The organism is Nocardia sp. NBC_01327, from assembly GCF_035958815.1.
GTDB lineage: Bacteria > Actinomycetota > Actinomycetes > Mycobacteriales > Mycobacteriaceae > Nocardia.
On sequence record NZ_CP108383.1, the window covers coordinates 8,972,206 to 8,992,579 of the forward strand.

The 20,374-nt window shown below is 68.4% G+C and carries 21 protein-coding genes; 9 read left to right on the forward strand and 12 right to left on the reverse strand.

Translation table 11 applies throughout. The features are described from left to right. The first annotated feature begins 184 nt into the window (after positions 1–184). Entirely contained in the window at positions 185–919 is a 735-nt protein-coding gene (locus tag OG326_RS41120) for an SDR family NAD(P)-dependent oxidoreductase (RefSeq protein WP_327142472.1), read from the forward strand. On the opposite strand, the gene OG326_RS41125 is transcribed toward OG326_RS41120, so the two are convergent. After that, entirely contained in the window at positions 916–2,136 is a 1,221-nt protein-coding gene (locus OG326_RS41125) for a cytochrome P450 (RefSeq protein ID WP_327142473.1), read from the reverse strand. The genes OG326_RS41120 and OG326_RS41125 overlap by 4 nt on opposite strands. 117 nt (positions 2,137–2,253) lie before the next feature. On the opposite strand from OG326_RS41125, the gene OG326_RS41130 reads away from it, so the two are divergent. Together OG326_RS41130 and OG326_RS41135 are read left to right on the forward strand one after the other, a co-directional pair. Further along, positions 2,254–3,006, forward strand: a complete 753-nt coding sequence (locus tag OG326_RS41130) for a glycosyltransferase family 2 protein (RefSeq protein ID WP_327142474.1) — start codon at positions 2,254–2,256, stop codon at positions 3,004–3,006. Beyond that, positions 3,003–4,535: a class I adenylate-forming enzyme family protein gene (locus tag OG326_RS41135; protein ID WP_327142475.1), complete on the forward strand. Its 1,533-nt coding sequence runs from the start codon at positions 3,003–3,005 to the stop codon at positions 4,533–4,535. Before OG326_RS41130 ends, OG326_RS41135 begins: the two co-directional genes overlap by 4 nt. On the opposite strand, the gene OG326_RS41140 is transcribed toward OG326_RS41135, so the two are convergent. The 3 genes from OG326_RS41140 to OG326_RS41150 all read right to left on the reverse strand — a co-directional run bounded on the left by OG326_RS41140 (position 4,528) and on the right by OG326_RS41150 (position 8,417). Then, positions 4,528–5,883 (reverse strand): phthiocerol/phthiodiolone dimycocerosyl transferase family protein, encoded by a 1,356-nt coding sequence (locus tag OG326_RS41140; RefSeq protein ID WP_327142476.1) that lies wholly within the window; start codon positions 5,881–5,883, stop codon positions 4,528–4,530. The genes OG326_RS41135 and OG326_RS41140 overlap by 8 nt on opposite strands. A 161-nt stretch (positions 5,884–6,044) precedes the next feature. Then, on the reverse strand, positions 6,045–7,268 hold the full coding sequence (locus tag OG326_RS41145; RefSeq protein WP_327146761.1) for a L,D-transpeptidase: 1,224 nt from the start codon (positions 7,266–7,268) through the stop codon (positions 6,045–6,047). Positions 7,269–7,373: 105 nt separating this feature from the next. Next, a complete protein-coding gene (locus OG326_RS41150; protein ID WP_327146762.1) occupies positions 7,374–8,417 on the reverse strand; it encodes a UDP-N-acetylmuramate dehydrogenase in 1,044 nt (347 codons plus the stop codon). Positions 8,418–8,509: 92 nt separating this feature from the next. Here OG326_RS41150 and OG326_RS41155 point away from each other — a divergent pair, with 92 nt between their 5' ends. From OG326_RS41155 to OG326_RS41165, 3 genes are read left to right on the forward strand one after another with little or no spacing between them, the layout of a single operon-like run. Further along, a complete protein-coding gene (locus OG326_RS41155; RefSeq protein WP_327142477.1) occupies positions 8,510–8,995 on the forward strand; it encodes a DUF2505 domain-containing protein in 486 nt (161 codons plus the stop codon). A gap of 31 nt (positions 8,996–9,026) precedes the next feature. After that, on the forward strand, positions 9,027–9,542 hold the full coding sequence (locus OG326_RS41160; protein ID WP_327142478.1) for a DUF2505 domain-containing protein: 516 nt from the start codon (positions 9,027–9,029) through the stop codon (positions 9,540–9,542). Continuing rightward, the gene (locus OG326_RS41165; protein ID WP_442791101.1) at positions 9,539–10,324 is read left to right on the forward strand and encodes a class I SAM-dependent methyltransferase; all 786 of its coding nucleotides are present in this window, start codon (positions 9,539–9,541) and stop codon (positions 10,322–10,324) included. The genes OG326_RS41160 and OG326_RS41165 overlap by 4 nt, the downstream gene beginning before the upstream one ends. On the opposite strand, the gene OG326_RS41170 is transcribed toward OG326_RS41165, so the two are convergent. Further along, on the reverse strand, positions 10,325–11,923 hold the full coding sequence (locus tag OG326_RS41170; RefSeq protein WP_327142479.1) for a hypothetical protein: 1,599 nt from the start codon (positions 11,921–11,923) through the stop codon (positions 10,325–10,327). It lies immediately after the preceding gene. 87 nt (positions 11,924–12,010) lie between these two features. Next, entirely contained in the window at positions 12,011–12,613 is a 603-nt protein-coding gene (locus tag OG326_RS41175) for a type IV toxin-antitoxin system AbiEi family antitoxin domain-containing protein (protein WP_327142480.1), read from the reverse strand. A 112-nt stretch (positions 12,614–12,725) separates the two neighbouring features. On the opposite strand from OG326_RS41175, the gene OG326_RS41180 reads away from it, so the two are divergent. Then, positions 12,726–13,964: an LmeA family phospholipid-binding protein gene (locus OG326_RS41180; RefSeq protein WP_327142481.1), complete on the forward strand. Its 1,239-nt coding sequence runs from the start codon at positions 12,726–12,728 to the stop codon at positions 13,962–13,964. A gap of 12 nt (positions 13,965–13,976) precedes the next feature. Here OG326_RS41180 and deoC read toward each other — a convergent pair whose 3' ends face one another. After that, positions 13,977–14,636 carry a deoxyribose-phosphate aldolase gene (gene deoC / locus OG326_RS41185; protein WP_327142482.1) on the reverse strand — a complete coding sequence of 220 codons (660 nt, stop codon included), beginning with the start codon at positions 14,634–14,636 and terminating at the stop codon, positions 13,977–13,979. A gap of 72 nt (positions 14,637–14,708) precedes the next feature. On the opposite strand from deoC, the gene OG326_RS41190 reads away from it, so the two are divergent. After that, positions 14,709–15,263 carry a GNAT family N-acetyltransferase gene (locus tag OG326_RS41190; protein WP_327142483.1) on the forward strand — a complete coding sequence of 185 codons (555 nt, stop codon included), beginning with the start codon at positions 14,709–14,711 and terminating at the stop codon, positions 15,261–15,263. 48 nt (positions 15,264–15,311) lie between these two features. Continuing rightward, positions 15,312–16,202 carry a formyltetrahydrofolate deformylase gene (purU, locus tag OG326_RS41195; protein ID WP_327142484.1) on the forward strand — a complete coding sequence of 297 codons (891 nt, stop codon included), beginning with the start codon at positions 15,312–15,314 and terminating at the stop codon, positions 16,200–16,202. A 79-nt stretch (positions 16,203–16,281) separates the two neighbouring features. Here the strand turns inward: purU and OG326_RS41200 are convergent, their stop codons facing one another. The 5 genes from OG326_RS41200 to OG326_RS41220 all read right to left on the reverse strand — a co-directional run bounded on the left by OG326_RS41200 (position 16,282) and on the right by OG326_RS41220 (position 20,343). Continuing rightward, the gene (locus OG326_RS41200) at positions 16,282–17,280 is read right to left on the reverse strand and encodes an alpha/beta fold hydrolase (RefSeq protein ID WP_327142485.1); all 999 of its coding nucleotides are present in this window, start codon (positions 17,278–17,280) and stop codon (positions 16,282–16,284) included. A 204-nt stretch (positions 17,281–17,484) separates the two neighbouring features. Beyond that, positions 17,485–18,507, reverse strand: coding sequence for an alpha/beta fold hydrolase (locus OG326_RS41205; protein WP_327142486.1), 1,023 nt, complete (start codon positions 18,505–18,507; stop codon positions 17,485–17,487). Positions 18,508–18,684: 177 nt separating this feature from the next. Next, positions 18,685–18,981, reverse strand: coding sequence for a DUF2516 family protein (locus OG326_RS41210; RefSeq protein WP_442791102.1), 297 nt, complete (start codon positions 18,979–18,981; stop codon positions 18,685–18,687). A 157-nt stretch (positions 18,982–19,138) separates the two neighbouring features. Continuing rightward, positions 19,139–19,792: a heparin-binding hemagglutinin gene (locus tag OG326_RS41215; RefSeq protein WP_327142487.1), complete on the reverse strand. Its 654-nt coding sequence runs from the start codon at positions 19,790–19,792 to the stop codon at positions 19,139–19,141. Then, a complete protein-coding gene (locus OG326_RS41220) occupies positions 19,789–20,343 on the reverse strand; it encodes a helix-turn-helix domain-containing protein (protein WP_327142488.1) in 555 nt (184 codons plus the stop codon). Before OG326_RS41220 ends, OG326_RS41215 begins: the two co-directional genes overlap by 4 nt. Positions 20,344–20,374 lie beyond the last annotated feature (31 nt).

The window sequence follows — 20,374 nt, forward strand, 5'->3', positions numbered from 1 at the left end:
CGCGCCCGCCGCTGCGGGACTCGCGCTCCCCTGACACAAATGGGAACGGGGGCGTAGCGCTCACCCTGACGCAAAAGCAGTCACGCGGCGGATGCATGGTCGGAGCAGGGGGATCGCACCGCCCATCTCGCCACGGCGGAACCTCGGCGGGGCGCGGCGGACACGCCGTGTTTAGGCTCTGAGCATGAGCATTCGTACCGCTGTCGTGACCGGGGCCAGTTCGGGGATCGGGGAGGCTACTGCCCGGGAACTCGCGAAGCAGGGGTACCACGTGGTGGTGGGCGCGCGGCGGGTCGATCGGCTGGAGCAGCTGGCCGCGGAGATCGGCGGGACGGCACTGCCGCTGGACGTGACCGACGACGAGTCGGTGCGGGCCTTCACCGAGGCGATCGGCGAGGTGCACATTCTGGTCAACAATGCCGGTGGCGCAAAGGGTTTGGCCTCGGTCGCCGACGCCGATCTGGACGACTGGCGCTGGATGTGGGAGACCAATGTGCTCGGCACGCTGCGCCTCACGAAGGCGCTGCTGCCGAAGCTCATCGCGTCCGGCGACGGCTTGATCGTCACCATCACCTCGGTGGCGGCATTCGTCCACTACGACAACGGTTCCGGCTACACCTCCGCCAAGCACGCCCAGGCGGTGCTGCACCGCACCCTGCGCGGCGAACTGCTCGGACAACCGGTGCGCCTCACCGAAATCGCCCCCGGCGCAGTCGAAACCGAATTCTCCCTGGTCCGCTTCGACGGCGACGCCGACCGCGCCGCCAAGGTCTACGAGGGCATCGACCCGCTGCTGGCCACCGATATCGCCGAGATCGTCGGCTTCGTCGCCTCCCGCCCGCCCCACGTCAACCTCGACACCATCGTCGTGAAGCCCCGCGATCAGGCCGAAGCCGGCCGCTTCGCCCGCCGCAGCTAGTCGGTCAGACGAATCCGCAGTGTCTCGTAGGTCGGGATGAAAACTTTTCTGCGGTAATGCCGTTCGACGATTTCCCACGGGCGGCCGTTGGCGGTCAGCGCCTCGAGCAGTGCCGTCAGCTCCGAATGGACGAGCTGTGCGCCCAGGCAGAGGTGCCGGCCGCCGCCGAACCAGAGCTGGCGGGTTTCGGGGTTGTAGTCGCGGTGGATGCTGAAATTACCCGCCGCATTGTTGATGGACCAGGTCAGGATTTTGACGTGTTCGCCCGCAATCAGTTGGCGGCCCGCGATTTCCACATCGGCGGTGACGGAGCGGCCGACCAGGTACGCCGGACTGGTGACCCGCAGGGTTTCGCGGACCGCGTCGGGAGTGCGCTCCGGCGCGGCCAGCAGCGCCCGCTGGTCGCCGCTGTCGTGCAGCAGGGCGACCATGCGGCTCATGGCACTGGCCAGGGTGTCGGTGCCCGCGACCGCCATGAGCATGGCCAGACCGGACGCGTGATCCTGCGCCAACCCGAGTTCACGGCAGCGGCCGAGCGTGGTCGAGCCGTCGGCGCGCGCGTAGGCGGCGGGGACGGAGCTGGAGAGCTTGCCGACGAGCGTGCGGGCGCGATCCACCGCCACGGGGTCGAGCGTGGTCGAGGCCATGGTGCCCATGGCCAGGTTCACCAGTTCTTCGACGTGCTCGAAGAGGATGCGAAACGGCTCGTCCGGATCGTCACCGGAATTGCGGCCCTCGCCGGCGAAGGTCGCGGAGATGTCCTCCGGCGCCATGCCGACCAGATCGGAGACGCTGCGCCCGACCAGAACCCGGGCCCGTTCGGCGATATCCACGGTCTTACCGGCGGCCAGATCCTCGGTGAGCTGTTTGAGCGCCGCGCCGAGCACGCCGTCCACCAGCGCATCCGTATGAGCCGCGGTGAAGAGGTCGCGAGTTTTGGCGCGCAGTTCGGTATGGCCCGCACCTTCGAAGAGCGGTTCCACCCAGTCGCCGATGACCTGTGCCCACCAGTGCCCGGCCGCACCCTCGGAGACAATGCTGAAGTGCGTGCTGTCGTTGTAGATCTGCCGCGCCACCAGCGGATCGGCCACGAACCAGCCGAGTTTCGGGACCTTGCGAATGGGTGTGGCGGCCCGGCCGGCGAGCAGGACGGCGGGCAGCCAGGGCTGGCCCGCGGCGAGCAGGGTGAGCTCGTGACGGGTCGCGGCATCGAACATCACTTCACCTCACAGGATGTGAATCGGTGAAATTTCATACCGGGATTGTGCGCGCTGCTACCGTCCCCGGCAACCGCGGGCAAGCTGCGGCATAATCGGGTCCCGGAGGGAATTTCGATGAGCGAACTCTGGGTGATCGTGCCCGCATACAATGAAGTTCACGGTATTACCAGAACGCTGGAAGCTCTTGCCGCACAACAGGACCGGGACTTCATCCTGGTCGTCGTGGACAATGATTCCACCGACGGCACCGCATCGGTGGTGCGCGATTTCGCCCGCATGCACCCCGAACTGCGCATCGAAATCGTCACCGAGAGCCGAAAGGGAACCGGCGCCGCCGCCGACACCGGTATGCGCTATGCCATAGCGGCCGGAGGCGTCCGGCTGGCCCGCACCGATGCCGACTGCCTGCCGTATCCCGACTGGACGGCGCGCATCCATGCCGCCTTCGATTCCGGGCTACAGCTGATCAGCGGTCAGCTCATCCCCCGCACCGACGAGGGCGTGAGCTGGCGCGACCGCACCATCATCCGGGTGGTCCTGGAGGTCGCCTCCACCTTCGGCAAATTCCGGCCCGGAAATCGGGACCCCCGCTATCTGGGACCGTATGTGATGACGCCAGGCTGCAATATGGCCATTACCGCCGAATTGTACGAAGCCGCAGGCGGATTCCCGCGCACCGCCATCGAGGATCTGCACGAGGACCGCGCACTGGTGAATGCCGTGCGCATGCTCACCACCGAATACGGCCTGCGCCGCGACGTCCGCGTGTACGGCTCCAATCGCCGCGTCCGCGCCTGGGGCGTGCGCAAAACCCTGGCCTGGTACGCCGATCATCGCTACAAACCGGAGCTGGTGGATATTCGGTGAGCACCGACTTCCTGCACCTGTTCCGGGAACAGGTGCGGCGCAAGCCCGATGCGGCCGCGCTCGGCATGATCGGCGCACGGCCGCTGACCTTCGCGGAGCTCGACGACCGCATTACCGCGGTCGCGGAACGGCTGTGGCACAGCGGATTCCGGCCGGGTGACCGTATGCTGTTCTCCATTCGCCCGTGTGTGGACGCCGTTGTGCTCATTTTCGGGACCATGGCGGCGGGCGGGACCATCGTCTTCGTCGACCCGGGTGTCGGGCCGGAACTGTTCGCCCGGCGCATCGAGCTGGTGCAACCCGCCTGGGCGGCAACGGAATCGCTGCTGTACCTGCTGAGTGGACCGCTGCGGCGGATCGGCCGCACGCTGGGTCTGTCGCTCCCCGATTTCGGCAGGCTGCCGGTGCGGCACATACACAGCGGTCCGCGGCTGCCGGGCACCCCGCCGGCGTCGATCCCGCTGCGCCGGCTGCTCGACGATGCGGCGGTGGCGGCGCATTCTTCCGCCGCGGTCGCCGATCCGGATTCCGAGGCGCTGATCGTCTTCACCTCCGGTACCACCGCCGCGCCGAAAGCCGTGGTGCACACCCGAGGTTCGCTCGGCGCCGGCCTGGCCGCCATGGCCGGGCGCAGTCGGCTCGGCCCCGGCAGACATCTGCACACCGAACAGCTGATGATGGGGCTGCCCGCGCTACTCACGGGCGCGCAGTGGTCCATGCCGCGCTATCCGCGCTTCGGAACCCATATCGACCCGCTGGCATTCGCGCGCTCGCTCGACGGCGCGACCGACGCGTTCTTCACGCCCGCCGATCTGGCGGTCGTGCTGACGGCGATCGAATCCGGGCGGCGGAACGCGCCCGCGGGGCTGCGGGAGATCTCCCTGGGCGGCGCGCCGGTGACGACCGCGCTGCTGCGACGGGCCCGGCGGGCACTGCCGGAGTGCGAATTCCTTGCCATCTACGGTATGACCGAAATCCTGCCGGTGGCAGTCACTTCCGGCAGTGCCAAACTGGAATTCTCCGGCGCGGGTGATCCGCTGGGCGAGCCTGTCCACGGTGTCACCGCGAAAATCGCCGAGGACGGCGAACTCATCCTCTCCGGACCCAATCTGTGCCAGGGCTATCTCGGTGAGCCGCCGCTGCCGGAAATCCGCACCGGCGATATCGCCCGCTTCGACGGCGGCACCCTGGTGCTCATGGGCCGCAAGAAGGACATGATGTTGCGCGGCAAGACCAATATCTATCCCGGACTCTACGAACCGGCGATCAATGCCGTGGCGGGCGTGCGCCAGGCGATCATGGTCGGCATTCCGGATGAGATCGGCGATGAGCGCATTGTGCTCGCCGTGGTGGCCGATCCCGGGAGCGGTGATCTCGCGGCCCGGCTGCGGCGCGAATTGCCCGCGCTCATCGATATTTCCGCGCTCCCCGACGATATCGTCGTGGTGGACGAGATTCCCGTCGGCGGCCGCACCAGCAAACCCGATCGCGCCGCCCTGCGCACCCTGCTCGAAAAACGGCTCAGCTGATGCGAGATTCCGGGTCGGGGCGGGAAATCAGTTCCGCGAGAACCTGATCGGCGAATTTCTCCGGCTCCGTCAGCATTCCGTCGACATAGCAGAATCCGATGCGCATTTCCCCGTGCGCGGTCACGATCGCCACCGTGACCGCGCTGACGCAGGAGTTCGACGCCGTCAGCGTGAGTCCCGAAAGCTGCCAGGCGCCAACCTCTTCCGGGAAATCGATGCGCCCCAGATTGGTGACCGACACATTCCACGGTGCGCGCCGATCCACCATATCGACAATGCGCCGACCGGATTCCACGGTGCGCGGCGTGCCGAATCGCATACCCGCCACCGTCGACAGGTGCCGCCGCTGCCGAATGCCGCGCTCCACCTGCCGGTTCACCGATCGTGCTGCCGCCCACAATGATTCACCCGGTCCGAACCGCACGAATCCGGCCAGCACCGGGGCGTACACGCCCAGCTCCTCGGCATCCGGTCGCGGCCGCAGCAGCGGCCGGAAGTCCACCGGTGAGCCGATCCCGGCCACCCCGCTCCCCTTCGGCCGCACGCTGTCCCCGATCGCCCGCGCCACCGCCGCGGCCAGCACCCCGTGCACCGTGACCCCGGCCCAGCGGCAGTCGGCCACCAGGGCGGCCAGCGGCTCGGCCGCCACCGTCCGGTACACGACCCGCGTCCGCCGCTCCAGCAGCCCGACCGGAGTGCCGCCGCCCACGCGCCGGGGCCGCAGCACCAGCGCCGCCGCCTGATCGAACAGCGTCGAATACACGTAGCGCCACACTCCCCGCGCCCCAGCGGGAATCAGGTCATCGGCGGGCGGGAACGCCGCCCGGCTCCGAATACCTGCGCGGTTGTCAGAGCGCTCGGACGCGGCGTACTGGATGAGCTTGCGCAGCACGGTCATCAGCGACCGCCCGTCGAGAATGATGTGCGAGACGGTCAGAATCAGGTCGTGCTGCTCGGCGACAGTCCCCGGCCGCTGCACGATATCGGCAATGCGCGCCAATCCGGCCCGAGTATCGAACGGATCGATCAACTCCGCGTCGATCTCCCGCCGCCACGTCTTCGGATCGTCGGACAGCAACTGCCGCACCGGTATTCGAGGATCGGGCAGGGGCATCAGATGCGGGTCGCCGGCGCCGGCGTCCACCACGCCCGCGCGCAACAGTGGGTATTCGGCGGTGAGCGCCGCTGCCGCGCATTCCAGCTGCTCGACGGTGAGCCGGCCGTGCACGCGCACCCGCGCGGTGCAATTCGACGGGGAGATCCGGTCGATGATCCAGAACCAGCGTTCCGAAGGGCTCAGCGGCCGCCCGAAATCCGTTGCCGTTGTTGCCGACGTACTCGCAACCACCGTCCAGCCTTCCGCAATGCTCCCTCCGACGCAGATTAGTGCCATTCCCGGGGCTTCGCACCTCGCGATATCCCGGTGCGCAGACGGAAGCGGCGCAGGCGCTCCCGGTGGAGCGCCTGCGCCGTTCGGTGACTATCGGGTCGTCCGGTAACTCTCGGAGGTCAGCGAGCGCCCGGCGTGGTCGGGGCGGCGCCGCCGGGCGCCTGCGGGGCGACCGGAGCCGCGGAGACCACGGTGGCCGGATCGGCCTGCAGCGCCGACATGCTCTTCCAGGTATCCCAGTCGATGGTCCAGTCGTAGAGGTCGCCGTCCGCCGCGGAGAGATTGATGCGGGTGCCGGTCACCTCCACCGGATCGCCGTAGAGGGCGGTCGGAAAGAAGGCCTGGGCATCACTCGGGCTGAGGTTGATGCAGCCGTTGGTGACATTGGAATTGCCCTGTGCGGAAATCGATTCCGGGTTCGCGTGGATGAACTCGCCGTTATTGGAGATGCGCACCGCCCAGCGCTCGCGCGCATTGGTGTAGAACGGCGGGTTCGACATGATGAAATCCTCGTACTTCTCGGTCACCACGTGGATGCCGGAGCGGGTCACATTGCGATCCTCATTGCCCTCGCCGTAGCTGACCGGGATATCGACCACGGTCTGCCCGTCGCGGATCACCTGCATGCGGTGGCTGGTGGCCACGGCCCGCACGATCTGCGAACGGCCGATCTTGAAGTCGGAGGTGATATCGGCGGTGCCGAAGGCGCCCTCGCCCATATCGAGGCCGTAGAGCTTGGCGCCCACGTGCACGGTGGTGCCGGGCTGCCAGTACTCACGCGGCCGCCAGTGCGCGCGGGAGCCGCCGTTGGAATCGGGCAGCCAGGCCCACGAACCCTCCACAGCGGGGGTGGTGGTGACGGTCAGGTCCTTCTCGACCGCGGCCTTGTTGTCGATATGCGAGTTGAACTGCAGGATGATCGGCGCGGCAATGCCGACCTCCTGGTTGTCGGCGATATTGATCGTCGCCGATACCTGGTTCTTGGGGGTGACGGTGGTGAATTTGGATTCGATCGGCACCGGCTTGCCATCGGTACCGGTCGCGGTACCGGACCAGCTGTAGGTGACCCCGTAGCCGAGCGGCTCGGTCACGGTGAACTTGCTGTGGTCGGGGGCGAGCTCGCCGGTGACCTGCTTGCCGTTCGGGTTGGTCAGCGCCACCTGATCGATGCGGCCCTGGGTCACCGAGACCGAGACCGGGGCGGTGGGGTTGACGTTCTGTGTGCCGTCACCAGGGGTTGTGGTCACCTTGGCGGCGGGAACGGCCGGCTTGTCGGGGGTGCCGCCGCCCTTGTCGGACGTGCATCCGGCCACCAGCGCCACCACCGCCAGCAGCGCGGCCATGACAGCGGCTGCCCGCCGGACCGGGAATCCTCGATTGCTCACCCGCTCGAGGTTACCTGGGCAAACCGACACCTCCAGCCGCCGAAACCGTGGTCCCCGCCACCCCTACAGCGTGACTCCCACTGTGACAGGTTCCGGTTCGAGGTGGATTCGGAACCGTTCAGCAACTCCCTGGCGAACTGTCCGCGCCAATACCGCCAGGTCTTCCGCGGAGGCCGCGCCCCGATTTGTCAGTGCCAAAGTGTGTTTGGTGGACAGCCGCGCCGGAGCCGCCGCGTCCGGATAGCCCTTGGCGAACCCGGCGCGCTCGATGAGCCAACCCGCGGAGAACTTCACCCCGCCCTCGACCGGCCAGGTGGGCACCGCCACATCGGGACCGACATGTGTGGCGATCGCCTCACGCACCGCCGCCGCGTCGCGGTCCGGAACCACCGGATTCGTGAAGAACGATCCGGCACTCCAGGTGTCGTGGTCGCCCGGATCGAGCACCATGCCCTTGCTCGCCCGCAGCCGCAGCACCTCGGCCCGCACCGGCGCGGCCGGACGCGATTCGCCCTCCTGCGCACCCAGTGCGGCCGCCAGCTCCCGATAGCCCAGCGGTGCGCTGGAACCGTCGCCACGCAGCGCGAATTCGACCGCCAGCACCACCGCGGCCGCACTGTGCTTCAACACCGAAGTGCGATAGCCGAATCCGAGCTCGCCCGGTTCGGCCCAGCGGATCTCGCCGCTCGCCCGATCGAACAACTGCACCCGGCGCAGCAGCGAGGCGACCTCGACGCCATACGCGCCGACGTTCTGCACCGGAGTGGCCCCGGCGGAACCCGGTATGCCGGACAGGCATTCGAGACCGCCGTAGCCCGCCTCGACCGAAGTCGCCACCACCGCATCCCAATTCGCGCCCGCCGCCGCGGTCAGGAAGCCGTCGCCGATCTCGACGGAGGTCGTGGCTATGCGGACGACCACGCCCGGGAAACCCGCGTCGGCGATCAGCAGATTGGAGCCACCGGCGATGAGCAGCACCGGAATTCCCGCCGCATCGAGCTCCCGCACGGTCGCCACCAGCGATTCGGTGCTCGCGCACTCCGCGACGATCGCGGGTCCGCCCACCCGCAGGGTCGTCAGCTCGGCCAGCGGCACCGCGGCCCGCAGGCTCGCGCCGGTCCCGGCGAGCCGGTCCCGCACGTCGTCGAAGGACACCACCCCAGTTGTACGCACAGGCACAGACGGTAGCCTGTCCGACCATGGCGACACCTCTGGCCTTCACTGGGCACTCGACCCATTCCACCGCCGCCGTGCGCGCTGCCTTCTCGAACGAGCAGTACTGGAAGGACCGGATCGAGGCCGTCGGCGGGCCCAATGCCCGCATCGAATCGCTCTCCATTTCCGGCGACCAGGTACGGGTGGAGATGATCCAGGCGATTCCGGCCTCCGAACTGCCCGCTCAGGTCACCGCGGTGCGCCCGGGCGATCTGGTGATTCCGCGCACCGAGACCTGGAACGGCAGCGGCGGCACCGTCGAAGCGCGCGTGGACGGCGTACCGGCCAGCGTGAACGGCACCCTGACCGTCAGCGATTCGGGCACCGGCTCCGATTACGTGGTGGACGCCGTGATCGAGGTGAAGATCCCGCTCTTCGGCCGCAAGATCGAAGCCGCCATCCAGGAACACCTCACCGAACTGCTCGCCCGCGAGGCCGAGTTCACCGACAATTGGCTGAGTTCGCACTGACACGGCCCGCACGGCAGTAACCTGACCGATCGTGCCCCGCCGACTCGACTATTCCGCGCGCTATCCGCTGCACACCACCAAAGAGGTGTACGCGGCGCTCATGAACCGCGACCTCTGGGACGCGCGGATCGAGGAGATGCGTAAACACTCCCCCAACGACCTCGTCCGCCTCGAATCCGGTGATTCCGGCATCGAGGTGGAAACCCGCCACGTGCTGCCGCGAGAGAGCCTGCCAGACCTCGCACAGGCCGTCATGCGCAAGGACATGGTGATCACCCGCACCGAGAGGTACGGGGCCTTCGGACCCGAGGTGACCGGCGAATACACCACTTTCATGCCCGGCGGGCCGGGCACCCTGAACGGCACCATGCGGCTGTTCCCCACCGATACCGGCTGCACCCTGCGCACCTCCTCGGAGGCGCACGTGCAGCTCCCGTTCCTCGGACGCAAGCTCGAACAGCTCATGCTGGTGAACCTGATCGACCTGTTCCGAGCCGAGGCCGAGGTGACGAAGCTCTGGCTGGATCAGCAGCACCCCGTCGGCTGATCAAACCGATCGGCACCATCACCCGCGGCACCACCGGCATCAACCGGCTGCGCCGCGGGGATCGATGGCTCGCGCACGATGCGACGGTCGCCGAACGATTGCTGAATGCGGACGATCCGCTCGTAGTCGACCTCGGCTACGGCGCGAGTCCCGTCACCACCCTGGAAATGGCGGCGCGACTGCGCACCGTGCGCGCGGATCTGCGCGTGGTCGGCCTGGAAATCGATCCGGAGCGGGTTGTCCCCGGACAGGACGGGGTCGTGTTCGCCCGCGGCGGTTTCGAATTGGCCGGACTGCGGCCGATCCTGGTGCGCGCCTTCAATGTGCTGCGCCAATACCCGGAATCGGCTGTCCCCGAGGCCTGGTCGACCATCCTGTCCGGCCTCGCCCCCGGCGGCCTGCTGCTCGACGGCACCTGCGATGAACTCGGCCGCCGCTGCGCCTGGATCCTGCTGGACCGCACCGGCCCCCGCACCCTCACCCTGGCCTGGGACCCCTTCACCGTCGAGGAACCCTCGGACCTCGCCGAACGCCTCCCCAAGGCCCTCATCCACCGCAATATCCCCGGCGAACCCATCCACACCCTGCTCACCGCCGCCGACCGCGCCTGGTCCCACGCCGCCCCCCTCGCCCCCTACGGCCCCCGAGCCCGCTGGCGCCACGCCGCAGACCTGTTGCGCCGGCAGGGTTTCCCCCTCCGCCCCCAGCGCCGCCGCCTCCGCGACAACCAACTGACGATTCCCTGGTCAGCCGTCGCACCCCTCCCCCACCAGGGGGGCTGATCAGTCGTCGAGGTCGAGGGCGGAGCCGACTCGGTCCCGAAGTGCTTGCAGGGAGCCGGATACCGCGGCGGGGGCCAGGAGGGAGCGGGGGGTGAAGGGTTGCCGCCAGAGACCGCCGTGGGCCGCACCGTCGGTGAACAGCGTCTCCGGATTCCTTGGGCCCTCGGCAGTTCCACTCGAGCCGTCGGCAGTTCCGCTCGAGCCGTCGGCAGTTCTGTTCACGCCGTCGGCGGTCTCGGGCGTGGCTGCGGGTGACTCCACCGGCGTCATCAGGTCCGCGACCAGCTTGGCGGCCAGTAGTACGCGGGCGGTCGCGGCTTCGAAGACCTCGATGCCGAAGTGGGTGGCGGCGCGGTATGCGGCGGCGCGCCAGGGGTTTTCGTGGACCGCGGAGTTCCAGGTGGGCGGGGCCACGGTGTAGGAGACGGTGTGGCTGGTCGAGTGGGCGAGCACCGCACGCCAGCGTGGGAGACGCTGGGCGAGGGCGTAATCCGGGCCGCCGAGGTACGGCAGGTTGTCGAACAGGCCCCAGCGCGCGCCCTCCGCATCGAGGACCGGGCGCAGATAGTTCAAGCGGTACAGCGAGTTCGGGGCCAGCCGGTGCAGCACATCCTGGGTGGTGCCGCGAATTCCGCGGCGGTCCAGCTGTTCCCGTGCGGCGAGCACGATCGATTCCGGGACGGCGTAGCAGTCGGTCGGCGAGCCGAGCAGTGCGAGTGCGGCGTCCGGATGCTTGCGCAGCAGGGCTTCGGCGAGCACATCGGAGGCCGCGGCAATGCGCAGCCCGGCCGCCCCGGGCAGACCCGCGTACAGGCCGAGCGCCGGACGCGCGTCGGTGTGCGCGGCGATCCAGTGTGTCAGCGCCGGAAGGTATCTGGTGATATCCACACCCGGACCGCCGGCCGCCGTCGGAAAGGACATGGCCCCGGCCCCGGCGCGCGCCTGTGCGCGCAGCCGATCCCACCGCGCCCGTCCGGGCCGGTCCACCGCGAGCACCTCGGCGCCCCAGGCCAGCAGCGGCCGCAGCGGGCTCAGCTCCGCCGCCGCACCGACCACCGTCATCCGGAATCCGGGCAGCCGCAACCACTCCGGATGGTCGATCACGCGCTGCACCGCGGCCACGAAACCCGGTTCGAAGATGCCGCCGTCTTCCCATTCGACCAATTGCCGCCGCAATTCGTCCTCGGCCAGCACCCGCCCGCGCCAGGGCACCTCCAGTCGTGCTGCCGCCGTGGCGGTTCCGGTGACCGTATCGGTACCGAGCCCCGCCCCCTTGCCGGGCGCCGACATATCGGCGTCCTCCAGCGAGGTGACGGTGCGCCCGGCGGCGAAGCGCAGCACCGTGCGCACCGAATGCAGCCCGTCGGCGGCGATTCCGAGCGATACCCGGGGCGAGCTCACCGCCAGCGCGGTCATGCCCCGGAAGACGCGGCGATGCCCGTGCCGCCAATCCCGGCTGGTCTCCACCGATTGCGCGAGATCGGCGTCATAGCGCCGCACGGCGTCCGCGACCACCGCCGCCGACACCATCTCCGCCATTCGCTCGGGCGGTCCGGGTGGAAAAGCCAGATCCCACATGCCATCGCGGACCATCCCCATGGTCAGTCACCCTGCCACGAAACAGGGCCGCGCAAAACTCGAACGTCGCAGAACGGGCGCATAATCCGCGGGGCACACCGGCGGAATTCAGACACGAGTGAGAGCGCGGTGCAGCCGGGCGGCGGTCACGGGCGGGAGTGCCGTACTGGCGGAACGGATTTCGGCGCGCGCACAGCGATGAATGGCCACCGCATCGGCGACGACCTCGTCGAGCGCCGTCTGCCCGATCCCGGCCTCGGCCAGATCCAGCACGGTGCGCAGCGGCGTCGTCACCAGGAACGTGCCCGCCGACTCCACATCCTTGCGGGCGAAACTCCGCCGCAGCACCACCAGGCGGGGTGAGAGCGGGAAGCGGCCGATCCGCGCCGACATATGCACGAAGCGCGGCCGCAGCCGTCCGAGTCCGTGCAGTTCAGCGGCACTGTGATGGGATACGGCGGCCGCACCGTCGAACCAGGCCGACCACATGGCGTACTCGTCGAGCGGCCCGTCCGGCCAGCGCCCGAGGCGCAGCAGACCCACGCCCGCCCGGACCACCGAACCGTCCCGCAACCCGTCCCGGATATGGGACTCACACCCCGTGTGCAGCACCTGACGGGTGGTGAAATACCCGGCATGCCGTCCGGCCAACTCTTGTAGCGCCTGCCAGCCGTGTTCCGGGTCCGGCTCCGCTGCGGGAATCCCAGCCATGCACTCAGGCTACGCCGACCACCTGTGTGTTATGTCACATTCCGCCGGGTGTGTGCCGACACCTCATGAGAAGCACAGAACTCACACAGAAAGCTCGGGAAGAATCGCGGCCATGAGTTCGAACCCCACCTCGGGCGACGCCAAGAACGTCCCCTCGGAAACCGGCGCGGAACCCGCGGACGGCACCGCGGCCGAACACCCCGGCGCTGCCAATTACGGGATCCCCGGCGGCGCAGCCGAACTCGGCAAGCAGCCCGGCACACCTGCGACCGGTGAACCTCCGACCGAGGTCATCGGCGGCGCCCCCTATCCGGCGGGTGCGGGCGGGTCTGCCGACGCCACTCAGGTGCTGCACGACGACGCCACTCAGGTACTCCACGACCGGGGCGCGGCCCAGGGCCCCGCGGCGCAGCCCGCCGAATGGTGGCAGGGCGAAACCGCGCAGGCCGGAGCGCACAACACCGGCCCTCATCCGACCGCGGTACTGGGCAACCACGGCACCGAAGCGCTCAGCCCGGGCGAGGCCGCCGCCTATGCGGCGGGCGCGGGCTCGATCCCCGGCGGTTCCCAGCAGCCGCCGTTCACACCGCCGCCCACCGCGAATGCGGGAGGCGGACAGGGTGGTTCGCCCGGTAACCGCCGCAGTCGCCGGACCCTCTTCGTCGTGATCGGCCTGGTGCTGGTGCTGGTCGTGGTCGGCGCCCTGGCCGGTGGCGAGGCGTATGCCCGAAACAAGGTGGGCAACTGCATCAGTTCGCAGTTCGAGCAGCAGATGGGCTCCAAGATCGACGTATCGTTCGGCGCGAAACCCATGCTGCTCACCATGATCGACAACAAGGTCGGCTCGGTGACGGTCGACAGCGACGACACCAAATTCGGCCCCGCGGTCGGCATGACCGTGCACGCCACCTTCCACGACATCGAACTGCAGGACGGCGGCAAGGCCGGCGGCACCATCGGCAGCTCCGAGGCCCAGGTCACCTGGAGCAATGACGGCATCGTGAAGACGCTGGGCGGCTTGGTTTCCGCGGCCGCCTCCGATCCCTCGGCCGGCACGCTGAGCTTCACCGTGCTGGGCGGACTGGCCCAATTGCAGGTCAAGCCGAAGGTGGTCGGCGACAAGGTCGAGGTCGAGACCATGTCGGCGTCGTTCCTCGGCATCGGCCTGCCCACCGATCTGGTCTCGGGCATCGTGGATCTCATGACGCAGAGCCTGCAGTCCTACCCGATGGGGTTGAAGCCCACCGGCGTGGCGGTCACCCAGGACGGGCTGAAGGTCAGCCTGCAGGGCGGCCCCACCACCCTGCAGACCACCGACGACAAGGGCAAGACGCAGAACATCACCTGCTGAGCGGCGACCGGCTCAGGCCGGAAACCCCTGCAGCACTTCACGAGAACGCGACAGGCCCAACCGCGTGGCGCCGGCGGCGATCATGTCCGCCGCCGCCGCCGCGGTGCGGATACCGCCGCTGGCCTTGACCCCGAGCCGCCCGCCGACCGTCTCCGCCATCAGCCGCACCGCGTGCGCACTGGCGCCGCCCGCCGGATGGAAACCGGTGGAGGTCTTCACGAAATTCGCGCCCGCCTGTTCGGCGACCCGGCACACGCCCACGATCTGCGCATCGCTCAGCGCCGCCGATTCGATGATCACCTTGAGCACGGTCCGGTCCCCCATGGACTCGCGCACGGTGATGATGTCGGCGAGCACCGCGTTGTAGTCCTCGGCGCGGGCGGCGGCGATATCGATCACCATGTCCACCTCGTTCGCGCCCTGATCGACCGCCAGCCTGGCCTCGGCGCCCTTCACCAGCGAATGATGTTTGCCGGACGGAAAACCCGCGACGGTCGCCACCACCAGGCCGGGCGCCCGCACCGGCAGCATGGACGGCGAGACGCAGATCGCCAGCACGCCCAGCTCACGCGCCTCTTCGATCAGCGCGTCGACTTCCTGACCGGTCGCTTCCGGCGCCAGCAGGGTGTGGTCGATCATCGCGGCCACGTCTCGACGAGAAATCTCTGTCATGAGCGGTGAGTTTGGCATACAGGTGGCGAATTCCATTGCGGGCCGCCACCGCTGTCACGCACACTCGTACCTGTGCTGATCCGTCGTGAACGAACCAGCGACCTCGCCGCGATCGACGCGGTGCATCGCAGCGCCTTCGCCGACCACTACGCGAACGCCGGCGGCGGGCATCGGTTCGACCATGCCACCACCCGCCCCGAACCACCGGAGATCGATCTGGTCCGGCGGCTGCGTGATCACTCCGGCTGGATGCCGACCCTGTCCATGGTGGCCGAACTGCACGACGACATCGTCGGTCACGTCTGCCTCACCCGCGCGGCCGTCGGCCCGTTCCCGGTGCTCGCCCTCGGCCCGATCGGCGTCCGCGCCGACGCCCAGGCCGACGGCGTCGGCTCCGCCCTCATGCACGCCGTCCTCGGCGCCGCCGACGCCCTGGACGAGCCGCTGGTCGGCCTCGTGGGCCACCTCGACTACTACCCCCGCTTCGGCTTCGCCCCCGGCCCCCGCCTCGGCATCGTGCCCGACCGGTCCGATTGGACCTCGCACTTCCAGATCCGCGTACTCACCGCCTACGACCCCGAGATCAAGGGCGAATTCCACTACGCCGACCCCTTCTACGACGGCTGAGCTCGCCCCTGCTCGAGGCCGCATCGTCGCTGCTGAGATCATCAATCCATGAGCTCCACCCCTGGCGACCTCGATGATCGTCGTTACGTGCTGACCCTGGGCTGCCCGGACCGTCCCGGCATCATTGCCCGCATCACCTCGTTCATCGCCGATTTCGGCGGGTCGATCGTGGAGGCCGGCTATCACTCCGATCCGGATATCGGCTGGTTCTTCACCCGGCAGGCCATCAAAGCCGGCACTGTTCCGTTCGGACTCGACGAACTGCGGGATCGGTTCACCACCGTCGCCGGCGAACTGGGCCCGGAAACCGAATGGCAGGTGCACGATTCGGGCGAGCGCCGCCGCGCGGTGCTGCTGGTCAGCAAGGACGGGCACTGCCTGCACGATCTGCTGGGCCGCGCGAGCAGCGGGGAACTGCCCGCCACCATCGAGGCCGTCATCGGCAACCACCCCGACCTCGCGGGCATGACCGAGGCACACGGCGTCAAGTTTCACTACGTGCCGTTCCCGAAGGATCCGGCCGAGCGCGGGCCCGCCTTCGAGCAGGTGCGCGAACTGGTCGACGCGCACGATCCGCACGCGGTGGTGCTGGCCCGGTTCATGCAGGTGCTGCCACGGGAGCTGTGCGAGCACTGGGCGGGCAAGGCGCTCAATATCCACCACAGCTTCCTGCCGTCCTTCGTGGGCGCGCGCCCGTACCACCAGGCCTTCGCGCGCGGCGTGAAGCTGATCGGCGCGACCTGCCACTATGTGACCCCGGAGCTCGACGCGGGACCGATTCTCGAACAGGACGTCACCCGCATCGATCACGCCGACACCGTGCACGACATGGTGCGCCAAGGGCGCGATATCGAACGCGTGGTGCTGGCCCGCGGACTGCGCTGGCATCTCGAGGGCCGCATTCTGGTGCACGGCCGCCGCACCGTCGTCTTCTCCTGACGCGACTACCCCGCCGAAGCCGAAGCGCCCCTTCCACGTCATTGGGGAAGGGGCGCTTCGGTTTTTCTGGAAATAGGTCTCAGCCCGCGGCGGCGACCATTCCGCGGCGGCCCGCCCGGATGACCCGGGCGAGTTCGGCATTGAAGGCATCCGCGGCCTCGATGTTCACCAGGTGTCCGGTGGGCAGGATGAGGTAGCGGTCGAGATAACCGGAATCGGCCAGGGTGTCGGCGATTTCGCGGGAGTGCTCCTCCGGCAGCAGCTTGTCGTAGGAACCGGCGACCACGCTGGTCGGCACCGTCAAATGAGCTGCGGCGCCGTGCAAGTCGAGGTGCAGCAGGCTGCGGGCGACCGCGGCGCGGGTCGACGGACGGCAGGACCGGACGATCGACATACCGAAATCGACCTGATCGGCGGTCGCGGCGGCATTGCACAGCCGGTGCTTGGCGATCAGTCGCACGGCACGGCCACCGGGCAGCGGCAGCGGGGTGCCGAACAGCGCCAGCGACAGCCAGTCCGGCGCCGGAATCAGATCATTGAAGACCGGAAGCACGGTGGCACGGTTGGGGATTCGCCGCGCCGCGGTGGTGGCCAGCAGTACCGCGGAGGCCCGCTGCGCGACCTGGTGCGGATAGCGCTGTGCCCACGCCTGAATGGTCATGCCGCCCATGCTGTGCCCGACGAGCGTCGCGCGCTGACCGGGGCGCAGCACCGCGTCCAGGACATCGGAGAAGTCGTCGGCGAGCTGGTCGGCGCCGAAAGCCCTGCGGCCGCTTTCGCTTTCGCCGTGGCCGCGCTGATCGTAGGCGTACACCCGGTATTCCCCGGCGAACGCGTTGATCTGCGGGTTCCAGTATTCGATGGCACAGGACCAGCCGTGCGCCAGCACGATGACCTCACCGTCGGCGGGGCCGTAGGCGTGCACCCGCAGGCGGGCGCCGTCACGGGTGGTGACCGGGATGATGTCGGCCGGTCGCGGAGTATTCAGCGACGCGGTCTCGTAGACGCGGGACCGGAGTCCGGCGCGGAAGGGGGCGGTCACCATGTCTGCGCCCGCCTCGGGCAGCTTCACCAGCATGAGCACTCCTTTGTGTTCCAGGGCACACTACCGCGCTAGCTGTAGTGCTTGCTAGTGCAAGCGGCAGATATTTTTCGATCCGCCGCCTGCGGCCCTTCTTCCGGGATACCCGTTCCGCCCCAACGGCATTCACCATTGCCGCACCGAACTCGGGTTATAGCTGTGTTCTACGACACATACTGCGGCGAGAAGCACCCGCCCGATTCAGGCGCCGACGACCCGCTGCGCCGTTCCGAACGCCGTGCCGGCCACCCGTGCGAGCTCCTCGTTGAACTCCCGGTAGGCCTCGACATTGCCGAGGTGACCGGTCGGCAGAATGTGAAAACCATCCAGACTGCCTGCCTCGGTGAGCAATTCGGCGATCCGCTCCGCGTGCACCACCGGCGTCATGAAGTCGGCGGAACCGGCGATGACGGAGGTCGGCACGGTCAGATTCGCCGCACCGCGCCCCACATCCAGATGCGACAGCAGCGTGCCGAACCGCGCGCGCACCAGCGCCGGGCAGGACCGCACGATGTTCTGCGCGAATTCGGCGATATCGCCCGTCGCATCCAGACTCATGACCTGCCGGCGGAATATCCACTTCACCGGCGCGATCGGCGGGAACGCGATGGGCAGGCTCAGACCGAGCAGCCCCACCAGGAACGGCAGCCGCAACTTGCCGCGGTTGTAGAACGGCAGCACCGTGGTCTCGGCAATGAGCTGTCCCGCAGAACTATTGGTGAGCAGCACCGCGAGCGCGCGCCGCCGCACCTGCTCCGGATACCGCCCGGCCCAGGCCTGCAGCGTCATGCCGCCGAGGCTGTGGCCCACGATGACCGCGCGGCGGCCGGGCGCCAGGGCGGCGTCCAGCACGGCTTCGAGATCGTCGGCGAGCAGATCGGTGGTGAGCGGGGCCGTGCCCAGATCGCTCTCACCGTGCCCGCGCACGTCGTAGGCGATGACGCGGTAGTCGCCGGCGAAGGCGTTGATCTGCGGATTCCAGTACTCGAGGCAGCAGGTCCAGCCGTGCACCAGCACGAGGACATCGCCGTCGGCAGGACCGTAGGCATGCACCCGCAGGTGCGCTCCGTCGGTGGTGGTGACGGGAACGACCTCGTACGGACCCGCGGGCGGATTCAGATCCGCATTCGCGTAGGTCCGAGTCCGCAGGTCGGCACGGTGCGCTCGCACCCGGTTCCGGACCCACTGGGTGAGGTCCGCTCTATTAGGCAGCGTTGCCCGCATAGGACACTCCTTTGTGTTACTGCTAGATACAGTAACTCCCCCAGGAGCGTGCTAGCTAGTGCAAGCACCCACTAATTTCGGAGACCGGTGGATCTCGGAACGGGCGCGCCCGACACCGGAAAAAAATCGGCCGCCACCCCCGACCAGCGGGAATGACGGCCGAAGAAGGCGTCGGCGCTACCAGCGTGGCCCGCGCTGGACCTCGTCCACTTTGGGCCGCACATCGGCCAGATAGACACCCGTGGCGACGATCGCGGCAATGCTCAAGATGTTCACCGGGTTCCGCGTCAGCAGCAATCCACCGAGCGAGGCGACCAGAATCGCCAGCCACACCGGCTTGGTCAGCTTGTCCACGGCCGGGAAGGCATCCGAGCGCTGGCGTATCGCATGAACCAGCGCGAACACCACCATTCCGAGCTCGCACAGCAACAAGGCCGACAAAATGAATCCGGGAATTCCCATCACCCCCGACAGTCTAATTGGCCCGGCCGCGCTCCGATGGATTCGCGGCGACGGAACCGCCGGTCACCTCGCAATTCCGGCAACCACCCGCCGTGGGACGACCGTGGCTCCCACACAGTGAATGTGCGGGAGCCACAGGGTGTTTCACGTTCAGAGGGAACGCGCGACGTTACTTCTTGGCAGCAGGCGCGGCGGCCTTCTTGGCCGGAGCCTTCTTCGCGGGCGCCTTCTTGGCCGGCGCCGGCACGACGGGCTCGGCCTCGGTGGTCACGGCGACGACCTCGGCATCAACGGCCTCTTCGACCTCGGCGGCCGCGTCCTTGGCGACACCCAGCAGCGGGGCGACCTGGTCGGAAACCTTGCCGAAGACATCCTGCGCCTGGGTGACCAGGTCGGTGTACAGGGTCTCGACCTGCTCGAAACGCTCTTCGAAGGTCGGGTTGGCCTTCAGCTTCTCGACGGTCTCCTCGCCGCGGGCGGCCAGGTCGGCGTAGAGGTCGATCAGCTGGTGGTAGTACTGATCGACGAGCTTGCGCAGCTCCTCGGGGGTGGCCTTCTCACGCAGCTCGGCCAGGTCCTCCGGCAGTTCGGACGGCAGCGCGGAGATGCGCTGGCGAACGACCTCGACCTGCTCCTGCAGGTCGGCGGGCAGGTTGGCGAAGCGCTCGCGGGCCTCTTCGACGCGGCCGGAGACGTCCACGGCGGCGGCCCGGGTGCGGACCTTCTCGACGGTGTCGAGAACCGACGCGTAGATGGCGTCACCTGCACCGACGGTCGCGTAGAGCGGCTTGGTGACGGTGGTGGTCAAGTTCGTTTCGGTCATATCTGTTCGTTCTCCTGGCGTGGCGGAACTTCGGTTGTTCGGTGCGGAACCTCGTTGTCCCCGAGGGCTGTGCCCTCATTTCCCCCCGGAACGCCCCCCATCGGGTCCGTCGCGTCCCCTCTGTCCTCGTTCACCGCGTTTTCCCGGCGGAACGATTCATAGATGTCCAGGAGGACCTGCTTCTGCCGCTCGGTGATTTCCGTATCGGCCAGCAGTGCATCCCGGACCGGTCCGTGTGCCCTCTGCTCGAGGTACCCGGCCCGCATGTACAAGACCTCCGAGGAGAGCCGCAGACCCTTTGCGATCTGCGCCAATACCTCGGCGGACGGGTTCCGCAGTCCGCGCTCGATCTGGCTGAGATACGGATTGCTCACCCCCGCCAGTTGAGCCAACTGACGCAGGGAGACCTGTGCGATCTCGCGCTGCGCCCGGATGAAGCCCCCGATATCGTGCGCCGCGTTGGCTACGCGGCCCGGTCGTTCGTCGGTGGCAGACAATTCCGTCGCCTGCGTGCCGTCGAGCTTTTCGGGAACCTCGGGATCGTGTGTCATCACTGACCTTCCGGCGGTTGTGCGGTCAATT

Coding starts and splice junctions, on each gene's coding strand:
- OG326_RS41125 (WP_327142473.1), bottom strand. CDS start 2,136: ATGTTCGATGCCGCGACCCGTCACGAGCTCACCCTGCTCGCCGCGGGC.
- OG326_RS41215 (WP_327142487.1), bottom strand. CDS start 19,792: ATGACCGAAACGAACTTGACCACCACCGTCACCAAGCCGCTCTACGCG.
- OG326_RS41220 (WP_327142488.1), bottom strand. CDS start 20,343: ATGACACACGATCCCGAGGTTCCCGAAAAGCTCGACGGCACGCAGGCG.
- OG326_RS41175 (WP_327142480.1), bottom strand. CDS start 12,613: ATGGCTGGGATTCCCGCAGCGGAGCCGGACCCGGAACACGGCTGGCAG.
- OG326_RS41170 (WP_327142479.1), bottom strand. CDS start 11,923: ATGGGGATGGTCCGCGATGGCATGTGGGATCTGGCTTTTCCACCCGGA.
- deoC (WP_327142482.1), bottom strand. CDS start 14,636: ATGACAGAGATTTCTCGTCGAGACGTGGCCGCGATGATCGACCACACC.
- OG326_RS41130 (WP_327142474.1), top strand. CDS start 2,254: ATGAGCGAACTCTGGGTGATCGTGCCCGCATACAATGAAGTTCACGGT.
- purU (WP_327142484.1), top strand. CDS start 15,312: ATGAGCTCCACCCCTGGCGACCTCGATGATCGTCGTTACGTGCTGACC.
- OG326_RS41180 (WP_327142481.1), top strand. CDS start 12,726: ATGAGTTCGAACCCCACCTCGGGCGACGCCAAGAACGTCCCCTCGGAA.
- OG326_RS41120 (WP_327142472.1), top strand. CDS start 185: ATGAGCATTCGTACCGCTGTCGTGACCGGGGCCAGTTCGGGGATCGGG.
- OG326_RS41200 (WP_327142485.1), bottom strand. CDS start 17,280: ATGCTGGTGAAGCTGCCCGAGGCGGGCGCAGACATGGTGACCGCCCCC.
- OG326_RS41205 (WP_327142486.1), bottom strand. CDS start 18,507: ATGCGGGCAACGCTGCCTAATAGAGCGGACCTCACCCAGTGGGTCCGG.
- OG326_RS41145 (WP_327146761.1), bottom strand. CDS start 7,268: ATGGCCGCGCTGCTGGCGGTGGTGGCGCTGGTGGCCGGATGCACGTCC.
- OG326_RS41155 (WP_327142477.1), top strand. CDS start 8,510: ATGGCGACACCTCTGGCCTTCACTGGGCACTCGACCCATTCCACCGCC.